We start from the raw sequence: 20,023 nt of genomic DNA on the forward strand, positions 1-20,023 counted from the left end.
TTACAGGATGTATGATGAATATTTAATTATGAATGGGCTGAAGAAAGAAATTGATTCAGCAATTGATGCATTACCATAGGAGTGTTCATGTAAGGTGAACACTCCTTTTGTTATGCTTAAAAGGAGTTAAAATGGCAAAAAAAGAAGTTGGAATTACGCTGGCGCTCGGCGGGGAAAAAGAATATACACAGGGATTTTCAAATGCTGTAAAGGTTACGAAAATGCTGCAGGCAGAAACCAAAAGCCTTGCGCAGGAATTTGAAGGAAGCGCAAACTCCATGCAGGCCTTGCAGTCTAAGCAGGAAAACTTAATCCGGCTGCAGGACTCTTTTAAGCAGAAACTAAATGCAGCAAATACGGGACTTGGAAATGCAAGAAAGCAATATGAGGAGCAGGCAAAGGCAGTAGAAACGCTTAAGGAAAAGCTTGATACTGCACAGAAATCCCTGGACAAAATGAAGGAGCAGGGCGAGGAAGGCTCCGATTCTTATAAAAAACAGGAAAAAGCAATTGAAGAGCTGAATAATGCCCTTACAAAGCAGACGACAAACATGTTGAATGCACAGGGCCGTGTAACGGACTGGAATAAGAAAGTAATTCAGGCTGAAACGGATGTGCGCAAAAACAGTAAGGCACTTGAAGAAAACGGAAAATACCTTGAAGAAGCAAAAAACTCAGCAGATGGGTGCGCTACCAGCATTGATGAATTTGGAAAATCAGTAAAAAAGGCAAACTCTGAAGTTGATGATTTAAATACAAATGCAGGAGAAGCTGGCGAAGTATTTACTGGAATTGGTGAAAAAATTGCCAGTGCTGTTGTAATGAAAGGTGTATCTGTTGCGGCAGATGCACTTGGTACTTTAAAGGATAAGGCTGTTGAAGCGGCTGAGTATGTGGTAGAGGTAGGAAGCTCTTTCGAAGCCGGAATGAGTGAAGTGGAGGCTATCTCCGGAGCTACTGGTTCAGAATTGGAAGCACTGGAATCCAAGGCGAAGAGTCTCGGTAGCAGTACGAAATTCTCTGCTACCGAAGTTGCCGGTGCAATGACAAACATGTCCTTGGCAGGATGGTCTGTTAACCAGACCCTTTCTGGTATTGATGGTGTTCTGCAGTTGGCAGCCGCTTCCAATATGGATCTGGCAGATGCATCCCAGATTGTTACAGACAATATCAGTACTTTTAATCTGGAAGCTTCACAGTCAACCCATTTAGCAGATATGATGGCATACGCGCAGGCGAACAGTTCGACTACAGCAGCAGAGCTAGGGGAGGCATACAAGAACTGTGGCGCCAACATGAATGCCGCCGGTCAGGACATTGAGACTACAACCTCTTTCCTGGAGGCTTTGGCAAACAACGGACTCCGGAGCAGTGAAGCTGGTACTTCTCTTGCTGCTATAATGAGAGATCTGACCAGCAAGATGAAAGATGGAAAGATCGCCATTGGCGATACTTCTGTAGCAGTCATGGACTCAAACGGAAATTTCCGTGATGCGACTGACATCCTGAAAGATGTAGAGTCTGCTACAGATGGAATGGGAGATGCGCAGAAGCAGGCTGCGCTCATGGCTACATTTACATCTGACTCCATTAAGGGCTTGAACATGCTCCTTAATACTGGAGCTGATCAGGTAGCTGGCTATGAAGAAAGTCTGAGAAATTGTTCTGGTGCTGCTTCAGATATGGCAGATACCATGCAGGATAATCTGCAGGGTAAATTGACAGAGCTTAGTTCTGCTACTGAGGGACTGGGAATTGCGGCGTATGATTACATTTCAGGTCCTTTGCAGGATGGTGTGGAACTGCTTACGGATATTGTATCTGGCTTAACAGACGTGATTACACCTCAAAAAGATGCAATGGAAGAAATGTACGATCAAGTTGTACAATCCTCCCAGAAAGTTGCCGATAATGTACAGGCGATTGACGATCAGTTTACCGGAACCCTGAATTCCGTGGAAAATGTAGGCGCTCTGGCTGACAGACTGGAAGAGTTAAATAATGTTGAAGATAGAACAGCTGTCCAGAAACAGGAAATGGCATCCATCGTGGACAAACTGTCACAGTCCATTCCAGAACTGGCTGGTGCTTATGATGATGAAAATGATAAACTGAGTGTAACTAATGATGAGCTGGAAAAACTGGTAGAAAACTATCAGCAAACAGCAATCCAACAGGCGGTAATTGCAGCCACACAGGATTTAATCAATGAGTCTTTAGCGGCACAGGTACAGCTGGATAAAGCACAGGAACAGAAAAAAATCACTGAAGATAGAATGGAACTCTTGGAAAAAGAGAGAGAATTAATTGTAAAGCTCCAAGAGGAAAGACAGAAGGCCAGTGTAGATCCAAGCTATCAAGTTGATATTGATTTTCCAACAGAGAAAACAAAACTTTATACAGAGGCATTGGAAAAAGGTGCAATAACACAGGATGAATTTAATTATGCTATGGAACATCTAAGCGATAGTAGCAGCGAATTGGATTCACGTTTGGATGGTATTGATGGAAGAACAGTAGCATATGGTGATGCAACTGGAATAGCAGCTACGAGCATAGCTGATTGTGCAGAGAAAATGGAAGGATATTCTCAAGCAATTGAGGAAAATCAAAAAACAATTGATAAATGCTCGGAAGAACAGGAAAGATATGCCAAAAGTGCAGAAAACATTACAAAAGTAAAAAAGGATAATACTGAATCAACAGAAGACAATACAAAGGCACAAGAAGAAAATGCTGATGCAATCCAAGCAACCGGCTTGGCAGCAGCAGGAGCTGGCACAGCCCTGGAAGGGTTCAACAAAACTATGGAACGCTCCCAGGAAGCTGCGGACGCTGCCAAGACAGCCATGCGCCAGATCCTGGATGAATACAATTCCACCATGGATTCTATCAAAGCTGATTTGCAGGATAAAATCAGTTTTGCAGATAAATTCGATGGTGGGGATGATATCACCACAGAACAGATGAACGAAAACCTGCAGTCCTGGGTGGATGGAATCCAGAACTATCAGCAGAATCTCCAGCGTCTTAAAGAAGCCACAGATGAGAGCGGACAAGCGATTTTCTCCGCCGAGTTTATCCAGGCAATCCAGGAGCAAGGAACTGATGCGGCTAATATGCTCCAGCATATGGTATGGACCTTGGACAACCAGGGAGAATACGGTGTTGAACAGCTGAAAGGTATCTCCAAGAAGTGGACTGATGCAATGGATATTTCTGAGGATACAGCAACGGTGATGGCAGCAAACAAGACCGCTTATGAGCTGGCGGTGGGAGAACTTGGCTCCACAGATTATGATTTTTCTGATCTGCGCGAGTCTATTGACAATGCCGTTGCTTCGGCTGTAGAAGGCTGGGCTGAGCTTCCGGCAGCCACACAGGAATCTCTCATGCAGACTGTCCAGATGGCGCAGGAATGCGGTGTACAGATCCCAGAGGGACTTGCAGATGGAATTGCAAGCGGTGAGATAACCCCTCAGCAGGCAATAGATCAGCTGAACGGAACTATTGAAGGAACAATCCAGGGCGTGGCAGAAATTGCCAATAAAGCGGGCATCCAGATTCCGAAAGAAATCCAGGCAGGAATTAATGCCGGTGGTACGCAGGCAGCAGATGCACAGTCTGCAGGTGAAGATGTGGGTACTGCTGTAGGAGAAGGAACCCAGAATTCAATTAAAGATCAGCAGTCTGGCGTTGAACAGGCTGGTGGCGAGATGGCGTCCGCCGGAGCGAAGGCAGCCGAAGAGAAAAAAGGCGAATATGAGAAAGCCGGAACGGTAGCCGCTCAGCAGTATCAGACTGGTATAAATTCCGGAAAAAGTGGCGCAATCAGCGCTTCCGGAACCATGGCAAGCCAGGCAGCGGCCGCAGTCCGGACCTATCAGAATAGCTTTTACACTGCGGGATACAACGCGGCTGCTGGTGTAGCACAAGGTATATCAGCAGGCCAGTCCCAGGTCATCAGCGCTTCAATAAGAATGATCAATGCAGGTATTGCCGCAGCCAAGGCAGCAGCAGAGATCCATTCTCCATCAAAGAAATTTGAGAAAGAAGTCGGCTATCAGTTACCTGCTGGTACTGCATCTGGTATAACTAAAAACACAAAGGTAGCAACTGCAGCCGCTGGAAAAATGTCAAAGGCTGTGTTGAAAAACGCCACAAGCTGGCTTAAGCAATACAATAAGAGCCATGAAGTGTCCTTGGACAATGAAAAATGGTACTGGCAACAGATACGTGATACAGCTGTGAAAGGATCCACAGCCTATAAACAGGCAACCGCTCAGCTTAATAAGCTTAACAGCAGTTCCACGATCAGCAAGGCACTGAGTAGCAGTATAAAGAACAATTTTGGCGTATCCAAAGAAAAAGTCACCGGATCCGGAGATAATCAAAAGAAAACTACTAAGGACTCAGAAACTTATAATTCTGAAGTCCTCAGTGCTGCTGAAAAACGGTTGGAAAAGTACAAGACATTACATGCTGCCTCTTTAGCCCAGGAGAAAAATTACTGGACCACCGTTCGAAAGAATTTAAAGAGCGGAACTGATGCCTGGTATGAAGCAACACAAAAGATCCAGGAACTGGACACTCAGATTTACGAGGAAAAGCAGGAGAAGCAGGAAGAGGTAGCCAAAGCCAGAGAGGAAGCTGCAAAGACCCAGGCTTCAGTACAGAAATCCCTTTTGGAGACCTACCAGACCTATTATTCCATGTCCGCCAGGGCAGAGATGGAATATTGGGATATTGCCAGAAAACAGTTCACAGCCGGTACGGATGAGCGCATAGAAGCAGACAAAAAGTACCTGGAAGCCAAAGAAGATTACGAAAAAGAAAAGCTGCAGCTTGATGAAGATTACAATGATAAGCGGGAAAAGCTTGAAAAAGAACTAAATGAAACCATACAGGATCTGGAAGAAAAAAGGGACAGTGCCATAGCTGATCGGAAGAAAGACATCCTTTCATCCATGAATAACTATGATGCCTGGGACGCTTCCGGATATACTGCAGATCGTCTGATTTACAATATGAATACCCAGGTTGAGGGACTGAAACTGTGGGAAAACCAGTTACAGGAACTGAGCGGAAAGGAACTTTCAGAGGGGCTGCTGCAGGAATTGAAAGATGCAGGACCAGAAGCAGCCGCCAATATTTACAGCCTGAATCAGATGACTGCAGAGCAGCTGGATGAATTTAACAAGCTTTGGGAAGAAAAGCAGGAGATAGCAGACCGGCAGGCCAAAAAAGATACACAGGCTACGCGGGATGCTATTGACCAGCAGATAAGTGACACCAGGAAAGATTATAAGAAACAGATGGATGATCTGGCGGCTGAAAATGCTTCCGCGGTTGCAAAGCTGAATGAGGGCTTATCTACCGGTCTGAAGTCTCTGGTGGAACAGGCTGGCCAGATTGGTGAGGACATTGTAGGGAGTCTGATCGCCGGAATTCAGAAAGCAGGAACCGGCGGGACATTGCTTGATGTAAATGTATCGCCGGCTGGAAAAAATGTGTCAGCTTCTTCCGGAACCAGTGGAGCAGCTGCTTCCAGCTCAGCTTCTTCCGGATCTGGCACTTCTGGAAATATATCCAAGACAGAAATTGCGCCGGCGCAAAAGAAAGAACTGGATAAAGTGACTGTGGGCGCAGCTGAGGAACCGGCAGAGATTGCAGAAGTACAGAAGCTGATAAATGCAGGCAAGGCGCATAAGAAATCTGTGTCGGATGCAGAAAAAAAGAAACATTCAGATCTGTGGCAGTATATTGTAAAGAAATATGGTCGGAGTGTGAATGATTCTACTGTAAAGAAGATTGCTGATGCTCTTAGTGTAGAAGCTGACCAAAAGCCTACATCAGCGCAGAAAAAGGCAATCCTGGCAGCTATGAAAAAGAACGGACTGAAAACTGGTACTCAGAATATTATAGAGGATCAGCTGGCGTGGCTGTTTGAAAACAACGCCCAGGAGTATGTCCTTAGGAAATCAGATGGGGCAATCATGCAGAACATGCTCACTGGGGATAAGGTGATCAATCCGCAGGGTGCGGAGAACCTGTACAATTTTGCAATGAATCCGGATCAGTTCCTGGCAAACAGATCTTCTCTGGATGTAGGGGCAGCTGGAATTGAAAAGCTTAACAAGCTGATCCGGCAGCAGTCTGAGCGGCAAGCAAAGCTTGTAGGAAGCTCACAGACAGATAATTCCGATATTCTGAATAAAATGGATTCAATGATGAGTAACATGGAATCCATGACGGAGAGCATGATAAGCGCCATGAAGAATTTAAAGGTATTCATGGATAAAGATAAATTGGTCGGAGAAATCCGAGAAGACATGAACACAAAGAATGAAATGGCAGCTACAAGGCATACAAGGGGGCGGCTGAGATGAAAATAAATGGCTGGGATATATCCGGAGCACAAGCCAGACAATGGAATGTGACTCCGGCTTTTTCAAATATTGAAAATGAAAGTGAATGGCAGAGGGGCAGCCCACTGCCATTTTTTGTCAACGGTTCCATCGGGTTCAAAACAATACAGATCACTTTCCTGGTATATGGCGCGGATCGGAATGAAATCCTGCAGAACTGCAGCACCTTGCTTTCCAAGATGATGTCCGAGTCGGTCATCCTGGAACTGGATAAGTTCGACCATAAATTTTGCGGATATATGGTAAAACATGATTTTGCTGAAAACCCACTTGGAAAACTGCGGGTAACATCCAATAGACTGAGCAGGATTACGGTTGATTTTTCATGCTATGAATACGCTGAAAAACCGGATGGTTCTCCATATTCACAGTCTGCATCCGGAATGTTGGAAATAGTAATAACAAACCCTGGAAATATCTGGACGCCCTGCATAGTGGAAATTACTCCGCGTGCTGCAGGTGCGTCAGCATTCACGGTTAAGGGAATTAATCGTAATCCGGATACAGGGGAGAGCCTGCCGGTTACAATCAGGAATACAACAAAGGATAAAACCGTTATCCTGGATGGTGAAACCGGAAAAATCACAGAGGCAGGAGTAAATAAATCAGCTGATGTAGACATCTGGAGCCTGCCGGTACTTATGCCGGGAACGAACAGAATCACATTGGATAATACCTGGATGGATATCACGGTTAAATACCGTCCAAGATTTATGTAATTGCGGAAAAATCGCCAGGAATGTTGAAAAAACATAAATTTTTCAAAGAAATATGTGTGTTAAGGAGGATTTTTGAAAGTGACAAATCAGGAAATGATATTAGCATACAATGGGATTATGCAGTTCCAGAATATGGAACAAAAGAAATTTGAAGAATCAGGGAAGAAAATTCTTTCCGGAAAAATTCAGCTTGCTTTTTCAATTAATAAAAATAAAGCAGCAATTGTTCAGGCATTGCAGCCATATGAGGAAACGAAGAAATCAATCATTGAAGAGTACAGAGACACAGCCGCAGAACGGAAGGCCTGGGAGGAAGAGCAAAAAGCTGCAGAGGCAGAAAAACGACCTGTGCAGGATATAAGCATAAGTCTCCGTCCAGGTAAAAGTATGGAGGAGTATCAAAAAAAACTTAATGAGCTGGCAATCCAGGAAACCGATTTTGAGCCTAAAAAAGTGCCATTATCATTATTTGAAGGGCTGGATCTGACCAGCGCAGAGCTGGAACCGTTTATTTTTATGATTTCTGAAGATTAAAAGAAGGAGGCCCTATGCTTAAGATCTACGATACAAACCACAATGCCATAGGGCATATTGTTAAATACAAGGACTTAAAGATTGAGGGCGACGTTACTACAGGTGACCGGACGCTCTCTTTTACATACATGGCCCGTCATCATGAAATCTGTGAGGAATTCTATATTGAGACTCAGGATGATGAATATGTAGTAAAAGAAAAAGGTGTGAGTACAGATGGATTTCTTTCTTTTGTAGCAGTGCTGAACCTGGAAGAACTGGAAGCTAAACCATGGAGCTCTTTCAGCATTGCAGATTCCACAATTTCAGATGCGGCCAAGCTTGCCCTGGCTGGATCCGGCTGGACAGTGGGTGAATGCACGGTGACAAAGAAAAGAAATGCAGGTATCCTGCAAACGAACACGCTTGGAGTAATCCAGAAGCTGTGCACCGCATTCATGTGTGAAGTTGTTTATGACACCAAGAAAAAGACGGTATCATTTTATGAGCAGGTTGGACAGGATAAGGGAACCTTTTTCCTTACCGGGCTCAATCTTAAAAGACTGCAGAGAAAAGGCAGTTCCTACGATTATTACACAAGAATTATTCCAATTGGACAGGACGGACTTACTGTTGAATCGGTAAATGATGGAAAGAACTATCTGGAAAATTATCAGTACACGAAAAAAGTTAAGACATACATCTGGAAGGATGAATTCTATACGGATGCTGCAGCATTGAAGGAAGATGCAGAAGCGAAACTGAAGGATCTGTCTAAGCCGGAAGTATCTTACAGCGCTGATATTATCAATCTGGCGAAACAGAAAGCTGGATACAGTGGATTCTCTTTTTCTCTGGGAGATACAATCACATTGATTGATGCCGCTACCGGGATACGTGAAAAACAGCGGATTATCAAGCTTACACAGTATCCGCAGAATCATACGAAAGATGAGTGCGAACTGGCGAATAAGCTTCCGTCTTTCGAAGAAGCCAGGGAAAAGCTCCAGGCGGCACAGGAGATTATCAATACTGTAATCAGTGATGATGGACGGTACACAGGAACGATCAATGTATCGGATATTTTGCATTTTGAAGAGGGGGTATCCGGAAGTGGTGCGGTTGGAAATCTTCAGGGACTATATAATGCTCTGAATGGAGATCTGTCTGAGTTAAAAGTATCTGTTGGACAAATTGAAACCAACTACATTAAAGCGGAAGACGCTGATTTAAAATATGCAACAATAAAAAAGCTGGAAGTGGAACAGGAAAAAGTAAAAAATCTGGATGTATTATACGGAAACATCAAGAATCTTCTTTCCGGAGCTGCCGGTATCGGAGAACTACAGAATATTCACCTCACATCACAGAATGCAGTATTGGAAGAAGCTTTAATTAAAAATGCAGTAATTCAATATGTTTCTGTGGGAGATTTACAGGCTGGAACAATCCTTACAAGCAAATTCACCATAATGGATCCAGATGGAGGACTTCTGATCAAAGGTCCCACAGCGCAGTGGAGTGACAAAAACGGAAATGTTCGTATTCAGATTGGTCAGGATGTCAGGAAGAATTTTACATTTTCTTTATTTGATGAGACTGGTACTGGTGTACTTATTGATTCAACCGGAATCAAGGAAAAAGCCATTGCTGACGGTTTGATCGTAAATAAGATGGTATCCGATGATGCAGCCATTGCCGGCACAAAGCTTGATATTCCGTCTGTGGTATTGGCAATTAATGGAAGTGATTCAACTATTAAGAGCAGCCGGATCTGGATGGATGAATCCGGACAATCTTTGAACCAGATGTATACCCGGCTGGATCAGAATATTACAGTTATTGATCAGAGCGCTTCAGAAGCCAAAAAGACAGCAGCGGCTGCAAACAGTACTGCATCTGCAGCAGCGGATACCGCACAGCAGGCGCTTTCAGTATTATCAGGTATCTCTACTCTGGATGCTCTTGGAGCTTCCCTGGATAATGATTCCCATGTGGTTCATACCAACACGGATGGATCCGGGGGAGATTACAGCGATTGCTATACAAGGATGACGGTGTATTTAGGAGATACGGATGTATCATATGATGCGGTTTTTGAAGTGGCGGTATCAGAAGGAGTTTCCGGCAACTGGAATGCGAAGCTTAGAACATATTATGTAAAATCAATGTCCACAGATGATGGATATGTTGATATAGAAGCAGTGTATGGCTCCGGTGAAAGATATTTAACTACCCGGTCAGGTTTGCGACTGACTACCCGATCCGGTGCTTACCTTACTGCAATATGCGGTGGCTCACGCATCAAAAAGAGATTTTCCATCAGCAAAGCGAAAGACGGAAAGATTGGTATTAACTACAATCTGCGGGCGTCTGTTCTTGCTATCCGTAAGCAAAAAGATGGAAAAACATTGATTCCGGCAAGTGTGACTTTTTCCGCGCTGGAGTTGGATAATGGTACAGTACACAGCTATACAGGGCGGTACAAAGTGGAAGAGTCCACAGATGGCATAAATTATACCGTAAAATATCAGCCGACTGCTGATGAATTGCAGAAGGTTTATACACCTTCAAGTTCTGACATTAAAGCAATTCGCGCTACATTATACGCCGCAGGCAGCAGTACACAGGAGCTGGACAGCCAGACAGTTATTGTTCTGGCAGATGCAGAAGGCCTGAGTAGTGATATAGCCGCTGCTCAGAAGACTGCAGACCAGGCTAAGGAAGCCATTGCAACAACTCAGCAGAATGTAACGAAGATAGAATCAAGTGTAAAAGGCTTTGAGGCATCTTTGAAGGAAACAAATTCGGAACTTCAAGGTGTAACAGACGGAACGCTTCTGTATAACATTCGGTACTTGGACAACGGAAATGACACCACGACATTGTACGCGACAGTCTACCAAAAGGGAAAGGATGTAACAAAGAACTATCCGGACAAATGGTTTACCTGGAGGCGAAAGACTGAATCAGGAGAATACTATCTGGGATATGGCTATCAAATTACAGTTCAGAACAAAGATTACGAATTCGGCGGCGCCTGCGCCGGCAGATTCACAACCTACGACACATATAACCTTACAACCAAATCCGGAAAATATCTTACCACAAGATCCGGAAAACAAATAACAATATGGAGGGAAAACTAATATGGCAGATCAAGCAATAAATGCACTTTCAACCAAAACAGCCCCAGAAACCTCAGATCAGCTGCTCCTTGTTGGCGCAGGAGAACCACAGCTGATTGACTACGATAAATTGGCAGATGCGATTCTGAATAAAATTACATCAAAAAATTATGCTTTGGATGCCGGACAGATGACACTTCTAGCGGCACTCAACAAATTAAATAGTGAGACCAAAAAATACATTAGCAGAGCTGAATATATAAAAACCGAAAATAATCGTACTCTATATCGTATTGCACCAATCGTTTCAGATATTAGCGTATTGTGCATTAATAGAACTGGGCTTTATCTTATAACTCTCGGACAAACTGGTGGAGTATTTAATAATGCATCAGTAAAAAAAATATATGAAGGTGGAAATGATGCCAAAATTCAAATTGGTGAGAATAGAAAAAGTATAATTTTTGAATGTGATATATATTCCAATCCTATTTTTATTAGTGTTTTTAAATAACCTTGTATAATTATTATTTTAGTAAAGTAATCGTCAGATTGTCGCCTGATGATAATACCATTCCATGAAGCCATTCAAGAGATTTGCTTTTAAATGTGACTGTTTTAAAATCTGTAGAAACAGATATTAACAGATCATTGTCTTGGAATGAGTGGAAAAAGCTTGTTTCTTAATACAAAATCTTTTTACACGATACCCAATTATTACTTGACTTATAGGCTACAGTGATTTGATTAGTATTAGTAAAAATTGCGCAAGCGTCAGAGCCGTATGTAGAAGGTAAAAAAATTCCAAAAGACCATGCTGGAATTTTCTCACCAGTATTTCCCACGTTAACACTTGTTCCTCCAACACTTAATAATTTTGCCTTAGTTCCATCCGGCATTTGCGTAATTCTCTCGGCAATATTGGGAAGCGAGTCACTATTTTGTTTGCTGGAGCTTATAGGAAAAAGTAGCTTCCTTACCATAATACCAATTATACTTGTGGTAAGGAGGTGATACTTTTATGACAGAAAATTTTATTAAAAATGTAGTGGCAGCTATGCAGGACAGTTTAACAGATGAACAATTACAGAAACTGGAAAACGTATTGGCAATTAATCTACATGGATTGGAAGTAAAAGAGGAATGCACGCAATTAGTAACATCAGAGCGGCATTGGGAAAGAATTCTGAAAATGTACATAGCCAGTAAGCGCTTAGAAAATTGTGCGGAATCTACTCTGATTGCTTACAAACGGTGCATTTCAATGTTGTTTATAGGACTGAATAAGAAAATCCATGAGATAACTACTAACGATTTGAGATATTATCTTGCCATGTACCAGGAACAAAGAAAGATTTCTCTGTCATATTTGGAGACTCTTAGGCACTATATAAGCAGTTTCTTCACATGGGCTACGGATGAAGGCTACATCAATCGGGATCCTTCCAGGAGACTGCGAAGGGTGAAAGTACCTCAGAAGCTTAAGAAACCATATACCGCAGAAGAAAGGGAACATCTTAAAGATATAGCCAAGACAGAACGAGACGTAGCCATCATGGAGCTACTTTACAGTACTGCTGGGCGTATTGGAGAGGTAGTATCAATCAATCGGGAAGATGTAGATTTTCCTAACCGTGAAATTGTGATATATGGACAGAAGGGAAAGAAAGAACGCAAAGTGTATCTTACAGAGGGGTGCATATATCATTTGAAGAAATACCTGGCAAGCCGAACAGATGACAATCCAGCTTTATTTGTTGTAGATCGGAAACCTTATAGCCGACTGCAAAGGGAAGCGATTCAAACAATGTTACGCAAGCTTGGAACAGAAGCCGGAATACATGCACATCCACATAAGTTTCGGCGAACACTGCTTACTGATGCAGGAACCAGAGGTGTACCGTTGCAGGAGATCCAAGCTTATGCCGGTCACGCCAAACCTGATACGACCATGTTATACGTATCAGTTAAAGATGAAACAGTGAAAGCTTCATTTATGCGATTAATGGCATAAAGTAACTTGCAATAGGCGAAGAAAACAGCCGGCTGAAAAGGTGGCTTGGGTAAACACGGCCTGTTGAGGATTGGATGGACATTTATAGCGAAAAGGAAGACCGCATATAAAATAGTGATAAAGCAAATTACGGATCATATACTGATGATTTAAACAATATTCCAGTAATCGTAAACGAACAAACTATTTATAGAGTAATTCCAAATTGTAAAAATAGTCCAGCACCAGGAGAACATGGTATTTTAAGAACCATGTATATTGATAATTCCAAATATGCGATACAAGAATTTTTATCACATGCTAATACAAAATTATTTATTAGATCAAAATCAAATAATGTATGGGGTAATTGGATAGAGAAATAAGTATTTACATAATTTTTGTCCACGTACCATTACTGTATTGTGCAACGGCAAGCTTTTTGCCTACTGTAGCTACTCCAATAAAATTTGCAATATTGTTAGCTGTTAGAACTATACCCCAAGCCCAAGAGGGATATAAACCTCCAATATTTCCCCATGCTGGAACAATATTGCAATAGTTGCCAGCTATCAATATATCGTTGATATTATCGTTTAAAACTGATACTCTTTTTAAGACTGTCTCACTATTTTGTATGCAGAAAAGAAGAATTCATGCTAAAGGGCACCCATGTGGTGTCTTTTATTATGAATTTTTTCAAAAAAGAAAAGGAGGGAGGTAGTGTGCGCTTTGAAAAAGAAGTATCCATATTTGCCAAGAATGCCATCCTAAAAAGATTTCAGGCAAATGAAACAAATTTATCCATAGTGCAGGGAAAGATATCCGCTATAATATCCGAGGACGAAATTACAGAACTGCAGTCTGGTCGCGTTACGATGTATTCCAAACTGGGAGAAGTAGAGCAGACGGCCAGCGGTGTAAGCTCTAAGTTTTCAGAGTTTAAAACAGATTATGATAAGGCTCAGGAAGAGTATAAAAAATTCAAGACAAATACATCTGAATACATTCAAACTGCCGGGCAGTTCCAAAGTACAGTTGAATCCTATATAGGCACCAATGATGAAAAGGTGAACAATATAAAAACCACAGCCAGTCAAACCGCGGAAAAATTCACCTGGCTTGTTGAGTCAGGTGAATCCAGTACAAATTTTATTCTGACTGATCGCGTTACGGAATTGATTACCGAAAGTCTTGTGATTAAGAACAAAGATGGTAAAAAAACAATTATATCCGGCGGCAGGATGGATATAGATGAAATCTTTGCGCAGGACATTACAGCATCCGGTTCAATTACAGGAGCTACGCTGAAAGGTGGAAAAATATCCGGATCTGATATTGTGGCAAACACAATGACAGCAAATGAATCCTATTCTATTTACAATGGTAATAGCAGCCAGAAAATATTATACTTTGACGGAACATCCATAAAACTTGGAAAAATGGGAACCGGAACATCTATACAAAGTGGTGCCGGGTTCGAGTTTTTCGATAAAACAATCACGATGTATGGTAGTCTGAGTTTATACAGTGGAGATATTACCACTCCTGGCAAAGTGCAGGGAAAAACAATAACTGCGACTGCAGATATAAATACCGATACCATATATGCATCTAATTGGTTTAGATCGCGTGGTAATACAGGATGGTATAGCGAGGATTATGGTGGTGGCTGGTATATGGCTGATTCCGATTGGATTCGGGCATATAACGGGAAAGGTATAACCACCACTGGCAATATGTCCATTGGCGGTTTTATTCAGAGTAATAACATAATAAATACAACCTACGAGTATCAGTCCAATAGAGGATCAGTAGACTGGCGCTTTGGCGCTGCAACAGGTACAGATGATGAAAATTTCTTCAGCTTTTATAACGCTAAAAATGGAATAATCCCACTGGCAGTTGACGGAAATTTTGGAAACATTTACGTTGGGTATAATGTGGGCGGTCCTGGTTCGAATACTGCGGTAGGAATATATCTCGGCGAGAAAGTAGCCGGAAACAGAGCTTTTATTTATCACGGAGATTCATACGCTGGATCAATTTGGATTCAAACCAGACTTGATGGATCGTGGAAATGGTTTAGTCTCGGAAGGGTATGTAGTACAGCTCTTTCTGATATTCGACTAAAAGGTGACATAAAAGACACCGAAGTAGAAGACGCCACAAAAGTAATAGAATCAATGAAAATTCGTTCATTCGAGCGAAAAGATTCCCATAAGAAATACAAGATTGGCTTTATAGCAGATGAGCTTGAACAGCTTGATCCTAATCTTGTCGATGGTGGCGGAGTACTTGACGGACACCCATATTATAAATCTGTCAATAATTTACAGATGATTGCGTATGTTGTAAAAGCAATGCAAGAACTTAATCTCAGAGTGGATAAAATGGAGAAAATGCAAAATTTCAAAGAAAACTAAATGGAGGAATATAAAATGGAGATTAGAGCGAGACCGTTATAAGGTCTTATTTTTTTACAAAATTGCGCCGGCGCAATGCTGGGGAAAGGACATATATGGAAGTAATTATTTCTTCTACAATATCGGCAGCAGTTACGCTGATAGTGTGTCTGATCAGCAATCATAGCCAGAATGAAAAGACAAGGGCTCTCATGGAATATAAGTTAGAAGAGCTTACAAAGAGAGTAGACAAGCATAACAACACCATAGAGCGTACTTATAATCTGGAGCAGAGGATGGCTGTATCAGAAGAGCAAATTCGGGTCGCAAACCATAGAATTGCAGATCTGGAACATGAACATAAGGAGGATTAACAGTATGAACATTAATATTAATGTAAATGAAATTATGAATTATGTAAATTATGCACTGATTGCATTTGGTGTAATGGCTTTTGTGGTGTCCCTTATTGTACAAGGAATAAAAGATCTGCCTTGGCTTAAGAACCTTCCAACAAGCGTGGTGGCTCTGGTCACATCTTTTATTATTTGTACAGCCACAATGGTTGCTTTATGCGAATACTTTAAGGTAGTAATTGAATGGTATTATGTATTTGCTGCAATTGTCGCATCATTTGTTATCTATATGGTATCAACTGGTGGATGGGAAAGAGTGAAAGCAATCTGGGATAGAACAAGGTACAAAAAATCTGAGGGCGAGTGATCGCTCTCTTTTTTGAAAGGAGAATTTTAATATGAAGTTTTTTATTTGCGTAGGTCATGCAAATTATGGCGGTGGCGTCATTTCATCTGCAGATGGCACAAACAAGGGCGGAGTAAATGAATACAAGTACAACAAGGAGCTGGCACCTTATGTGTGCAAATGGCTCCAGGCAGCAGGACATGAGGCAACCTTGTGTATTGCTCCGGAAGGTCAGCTGCATTCTCTGAATGATGAAATCAAGTATTTCATTGAAGAAGAGCATGAACAGAACTATGATCTGTCAGTCCAGCTTCATCTGAATGCCTTTAATGGAGAGGCATATGGCTGCGAAGCATACTGTTACAATGCAAATGGTCTTCCGGAAGCCCAGCGGATCAGTGCGAAGCTCGGCACTGTCTGGCATGACAGAGGAGCTGAAGCACGCCCCGGTTTATACTGGACCAGAAAAACTAAGGCAAAAGCGGTCCTGGTAGAATCCTTCTTCTGTGATAACAAGGACGATTATGCCAAAGCGAAAAAACTTGGCATGGACGCTCATGGCAAGCTGATTGCAGAAGGAATCATCGGGAAGGATATTGTAGCCAAACCAAAAGCAAAGTATTACATCCAGGCTGGAGCCTACGGAACAAAAGAAAATGCAGACGTGATGGTGAAAGTGCTTAAGAAAAAAGGATTTTCAGCAAGTATCCGCAAAGTAGCCGGCTCCGTCCCATACCGTGTCCAGGTTGGCACCTACAGAACAAAGAAAGCTGCCAATAAGGTGGTAAAGAAGCTGAAGGCAGCAGGCTTCACTGTACTGGTGAAGAAACTGTGATGTCGAATGCTGTCGTACTATCTCGTACGATAAAACTCGACAGATGAGAAAGAATCTGGTACAGTAAAACTGAACATGAGATTTCCCTTAGACAAGAAAAGCCCTTACAATCCCGCGAGTTGCCCCTCAGGAGAGTAAAGGCTTTTCTTTTTTATAAATGCACATAGAAATGAGAGAATTTTTACCATAAAAATGTCCTTACCATAATAGAAGCAAGGACATTTTTTGTAAAATACTTGATATTGTATCATCTTTGTGTTAGTATCATAAAATCAAGATGTCTCAAATGTGTCTCAGAGACATCCCCAAAAACCAGTATTTACGCCTACTATAGGCTTCCGAATCACTTGACTTTTAATCAAGTTGTCCGGGGTTCGAATCCCCGATGCTTCACTTGCGAATGAGAACCGGAAGCCTTATGATTAGGGCATTCCGGTTTTTTAAATAATATATATGCGGATGTGGCGGAATTGGCAGACGCGCCAGATTTAGGTTCTGGTGTTTACGACGTGCAGGTTCAAGTCCTGTCATCCGCAGGAAATGAGGAATGATCTGGATCGGATTTTCGAGATGAAAATTAGATCGGGGTCATTTTTTTAATTTGTTTGTTGCTGTTCACTGGTAACGTTCCGTGAGGTGTTTTTTGTGAACTAAGTTCACAGAAAAACCGAGAGTTAAGTTTGCGCAGCAAACGCTACTTCTTGTGCTTGTCACAAGAAGGTTCGTCTTTCTGTGCACCGCGAAGCGCGTTACTGTGAACGGAGTGAACAGTAATGCCTTGATTTTACAGGACGGATTTGTTATAGTTTACACAACGAAGAAGCATGGAGGAATAATATGGACGTTGTTCAGTTTCAGGAGAAATTAAGGGATATTTGTGAGCTTGGAAAGCAGAATGGAAATATGCTGACTCATGAGCAGATCCGGGAGCATTTTGCAAGTACTGATCTCGAGACCAGTCAGATGTTAAAAGTACTGCAGTATCTGAAACTGCAGGGAATTATGATAGAGGGAGACACTGCCCCGGTGGAGACAGAGGAAGTGGCTGAGACGGAGCCGGAGTCAAAAGGAACCAGCATCCCGCTTACTTCAGAGGAAGAAGCATATCTGAAGGATTACCTGGCAGAGGTAAGCAACGGTAAGGAAGTAAGCCAGGAGATGCTTCACACACTGTTTGAGAATCTGGCAGATGGGGATGCCATTGCAGAGGCAGCTCTTACCAGCATTTATCTGCCGGTAGCAGCAAATATGGCCGCTGATATGAACTGTACAGAGATTCAACTTGCAGATCTGATTCAGGAGGCGAATGTGGTGCTGCTCACGGCTCTTTCCGACCCGGAGACAGAACGTAAAGATGATGCTTGGCTACGTCTTCAGCTTCGCAAGGGAATTATCGCTGCCATTGAGGAGCAGACACAGAAGAAATTCCAGGATGACTGTCTGGTAGCTAAGGTGGAGAAGCTGGAATCGGCAGTGAAGGATCTGACGGACGATGACGGGGAGAACCGTTTTACCATTGATGAGCTGGCGGTTATTCTCGATATGAATGTGGATGAGATCAGGGATATTCTGCGTCTTACAGGAGACGATAAATAATTATGGCAAGTGAAATTCCGGGAAAATTATGGAGATAAGGCTATCCTGTCGGAAATGAAAAGAATGCTGTAGAATTGATGGAAGCACCGGAGGTGATTTAAAAGTAAAAATCATCTCTGGTGTTTTTTGTCTTTTCCGGATGTTTTGAAATTTACATTGAAATTTCACTGTACAAGTGTTACTATCATAAATAATAATCAAAATATTTTTGTTCGTAATAAATATTATTTGACAAATGAAAGGAGGATATATATGAATTTGGAAAAATATAAGCAGTATTCCAGAATTGCAAGAGGTTTGGAAAAGGCAGACCTGGTATTGAAGGATGCGAGGATTGTGAATGTTTTTACGGAAGAGATCATCCGCGGAGACATTGCCATACAGGATGGGATTATAGTAGGAATTGGAAGCTTCCATGGGAAAGAAGAACGTGATCTGGCTGGCAGATATGTATGTCCGGGATTTATTGACAGCCATCTTCACCTGGAATCTACACTGGTTACACCGGCTGAACTGGTAACGGTTGCCTCCAGACATGGAACTACCACTTTTATTGTGGATCCCCATGAATCAGCCAATGTGTCCGGTCTGGCAGGAGTTGATTATATTCTGGATCAGACAGAGAATGTAAAAGCCAACGTATACGTAATGATGCCTTCCTGTGTTCCGGCTACTTCCATTGATGATAATGGATGTACTCTTACTGCTGAAGATATGGCTCCTTATCTTCATAACAGCCGGATTCTTGGACTTGGAGAAGTAATGGACAGCATTTCTGTGGTACAGGGCGAGAAAAGCATGCATGACAAGCTGGAGCTGTTTGAAGGCAGAATCCGTGATGGCCACGCTCCGTTTCTGGAAGAGGGGGATCTTCAGGCATATGCCATGGCAGGGATTGCTACGGACCATGAGTGCAGCTTCTTTGATTATGCAATGCGAGAACGGCGGAACGGCCTTACCATTCTCGTAAGGGAAGGCAGTGCTGCCCGAAATCTTGAGGCACTTGTGGGCGGTCTGGTACAGAGACACATGAATGGTGACGGATTCTGCTTTTGCACAGATGACAAGCATATTGAGGATATCCAGCGGGAAGGGCATATTGACCATAACGTGCGAAAAGCTATCCGCCTTGGCATGAATCCAGTGTCCGCTATTAAGATGGCAACTATCAATGCAGCTAATTGTTATGGACTGAAAGACAAGGGGGCAGTGGCACCCGGCAGGCAGGCAGATCTTTTGGTTCTTTCGGATCTTGTCAGTGTGACCATAGAAGATGTGTACTTTAAAGGGCAATTGGTAGATAAAAATGCAAAGATTGTTATAAAGCCGTGTGCCCCTGAATTGAAAAATACAGTGCATGTGGCTGAATTTTCCAGAGAGGCATTTCAGCTGGAGTCTGCAGATGGAATCTTTCCGGTGATTCTGGCAGAAGAAGGACAGATTACTACCAGAAAGGGAACTCTGAAAGCAGGGGATGGTCCCTGCAAATTCCAGTCCGATGACGATTATCAGAAGATTGCAGTTGTAGAACGTCATAAGATGACGGGTAAAATCGGCTGTGGCGTGATCGGAGGTTTTGGTATCCGTGGTGGAGCAATTGCGTCCAGTGTATCCCATGATTCCCACAATATTATTGTGATCGGAGATAATGATGAGGACATGGAGCTTGCTGTGCGGGAACTGATGCGTACTCAGGGAGGCTAT

At 42.6% G+C, this 20,023-nt stretch carries 12 protein-coding genes and 1 tRNA gene; all 13 read left to right on the forward strand.

What is annotated here, in order from left to right:
- The first annotated feature begins 131 nt into the window (after positions 1-131).
- Entirely contained in the window at positions 132-6,389 is a 6,258-nt protein-coding gene (locus AB5170_RS05270; protein ID WP_368361471.1) for a phage tail tape measure protein, read from the forward strand.
- Complete coding sequence (locus tag AB5170_RS05275; protein WP_368361470.1) at positions 6,386-7,147, forward strand: hypothetical protein; 762 nt, start codon at positions 6,386-6,388, stop codon at positions 7,145-7,147. The genes AB5170_RS05270 and AB5170_RS05275 overlap by 4 nt, the downstream gene beginning before the upstream one ends.
- Before the next feature lie 72 nt (positions 7,148-7,219).
- On the forward strand, positions 7,220-7,681 hold the full coding sequence (locus AB5170_RS05280) for a hypothetical protein (RefSeq protein WP_368361469.1): 462 nt from the start codon (positions 7,220-7,222) through the stop codon (positions 7,679-7,681).
- A 14-nt stretch (positions 7,682-7,695) separates the two neighbouring features.
- Complete coding sequence (locus tag AB5170_RS05285; RefSeq protein WP_368361468.1) at positions 7,696-10,809, forward strand: phage tail protein; 3,114 nt, start codon at positions 7,696-7,698, stop codon at positions 10,807-10,809.
- 1 nt (position 10,810) lies between these two features.
- Positions 10,811-11,302 (forward strand): hypothetical protein, encoded by a 492-nt coding sequence (locus AB5170_RS05290; RefSeq protein WP_368361467.1) that lies wholly within the window; start codon positions 10,811-10,813, stop codon positions 11,300-11,302.
- Positions 11,303-11,809: 507 nt separating this feature from the next.
- The gene (locus AB5170_RS05295; RefSeq protein WP_195477926.1) at positions 11,810-12,802 is read left to right on the forward strand and encodes a tyrosine-type recombinase/integrase; all 993 of its coding nucleotides are present in this window, start codon (positions 11,810-11,812) and stop codon (positions 12,800-12,802) included.
- Between the two features lie 668 nt (positions 12,803-13,470).
- Complete coding sequence (pilV, locus tag AB5170_RS05300) at positions 13,471-15,207, forward strand: shufflon system plasmid conjugative transfer pilus tip adhesin PilV (protein ID WP_368361466.1); 1,737 nt, start codon at positions 13,471-13,473, stop codon at positions 15,205-15,207.
- Between the two features lie 95 nt (positions 15,208-15,302).
- The gene (locus AB5170_RS05305; RefSeq protein WP_368361465.1) at positions 15,303-15,560 is read left to right on the forward strand and encodes a hypothetical protein; all 258 of its coding nucleotides are present in this window, start codon (positions 15,303-15,305) and stop codon (positions 15,558-15,560) included.
- A gap of 4 nt (positions 15,561-15,564) precedes the next feature.
- The gene (locus AB5170_RS05310) at positions 15,565-15,909 is read left to right on the forward strand and encodes a hypothetical protein (protein ID WP_368361464.1); all 345 of its coding nucleotides are present in this window, start codon (positions 15,565-15,567) and stop codon (positions 15,907-15,909) included.
- 31 nt (positions 15,910-15,940) lie between these two features.
- Complete coding sequence (locus tag AB5170_RS05315; RefSeq protein WP_368361463.1) at positions 15,941-16,723, forward strand: N-acetylmuramoyl-L-alanine amidase; 783 nt, start codon at positions 15,941-15,943, stop codon at positions 16,721-16,723.
- A 455-nt stretch (positions 16,724-17,178) separates the two neighbouring features.
- A tRNA-Leu gene (locus AB5170_RS05320) sits at positions 17,179-17,259 on the forward strand.
- 301 nt (positions 17,260-17,560) lie between these two features.
- Complete coding sequence (locus tag AB5170_RS05325; protein WP_173718880.1) at positions 17,561-18,319, forward strand: RNA polymerase sigma factor region1.1 domain-containing protein; 759 nt, start codon at positions 17,561-17,563, stop codon at positions 18,317-18,319.
- A 252-nt stretch (positions 18,320-18,571) separates the two neighbouring features.
- The coding region (gene ade / locus AB5170_RS05330) for an adenine deaminase (protein WP_368365046.1) at positions 18,572-20,023 on the forward strand (1,452 nt) is incomplete at its 3' end.

The sequence above is a fragment of the Ruminococcus sp. RTP21484sp1_RTP21281st1_A8_RTP21281_210402 genome, from assembly GCF_040914025.1.
GTDB lineage: Bacteria > Bacillota > Clostridia > Lachnospirales > Lachnospiraceae > Blautia_A > Blautia_A faecis.

Bases quoted from the DNA above. Each gene is read 5' to 3' on its own strand.
- AB5170_RS05310 (WP_368361464.1), top strand. From the start codon at position 15,565: ATGAACATTAATATTAATGTAAATGAAATTATGAATTATGTAAATTAT.
- AB5170_RS05285 (WP_368361468.1), top strand. From the start codon at position 7,696: ATGCTTAAGATCTACGATACAAACCACAATGCCATAGGGCATATTGTT.
- AB5170_RS05325 (WP_173718880.1), top strand. From the start codon at position 17,561: ATGGACGTTGTTCAGTTTCAGGAGAAATTAAGGGATATTTGTGAGCTT.
- AB5170_RS05275 (WP_368361470.1), top strand. From the start codon at position 6,386: ATGAAAATAAATGGCTGGGATATATCCGGAGCACAAGCCAGACAATGG.
- pilV (WP_368361466.1), top strand. From the start codon at position 13,471: ATGAATTTTTTCAAAAAAGAAAAGGAGGGAGGTAGTGTGCGCTTTGAA.
- AB5170_RS05295 (WP_195477926.1), top strand. From the start codon at position 11,810: ATGACAGAAAATTTTATTAAAAATGTAGTGGCAGCTATGCAGGACAGT.
- AB5170_RS05305 (WP_368361465.1), top strand. From the start codon at position 15,303: ATGGAAGTAATTATTTCTTCTACAATATCGGCAGCAGTTACGCTGATA.
- AB5170_RS05315 (WP_368361463.1), top strand. From the start codon at position 15,941: ATGAAGTTTTTTATTTGCGTAGGTCATGCAAATTATGGCGGTGGCGTC.
- AB5170_RS05270 (WP_368361471.1), top strand. From the start codon at position 132: ATGGCAAAAAAAGAAGTTGGAATTACGCTGGCGCTCGGCGGGGAAAAA.
- AB5170_RS05290 (WP_368361467.1), top strand. From the start codon at position 10,811: ATGGCAGATCAAGCAATAAATGCACTTTCAACCAAAACAGCCCCAGAA.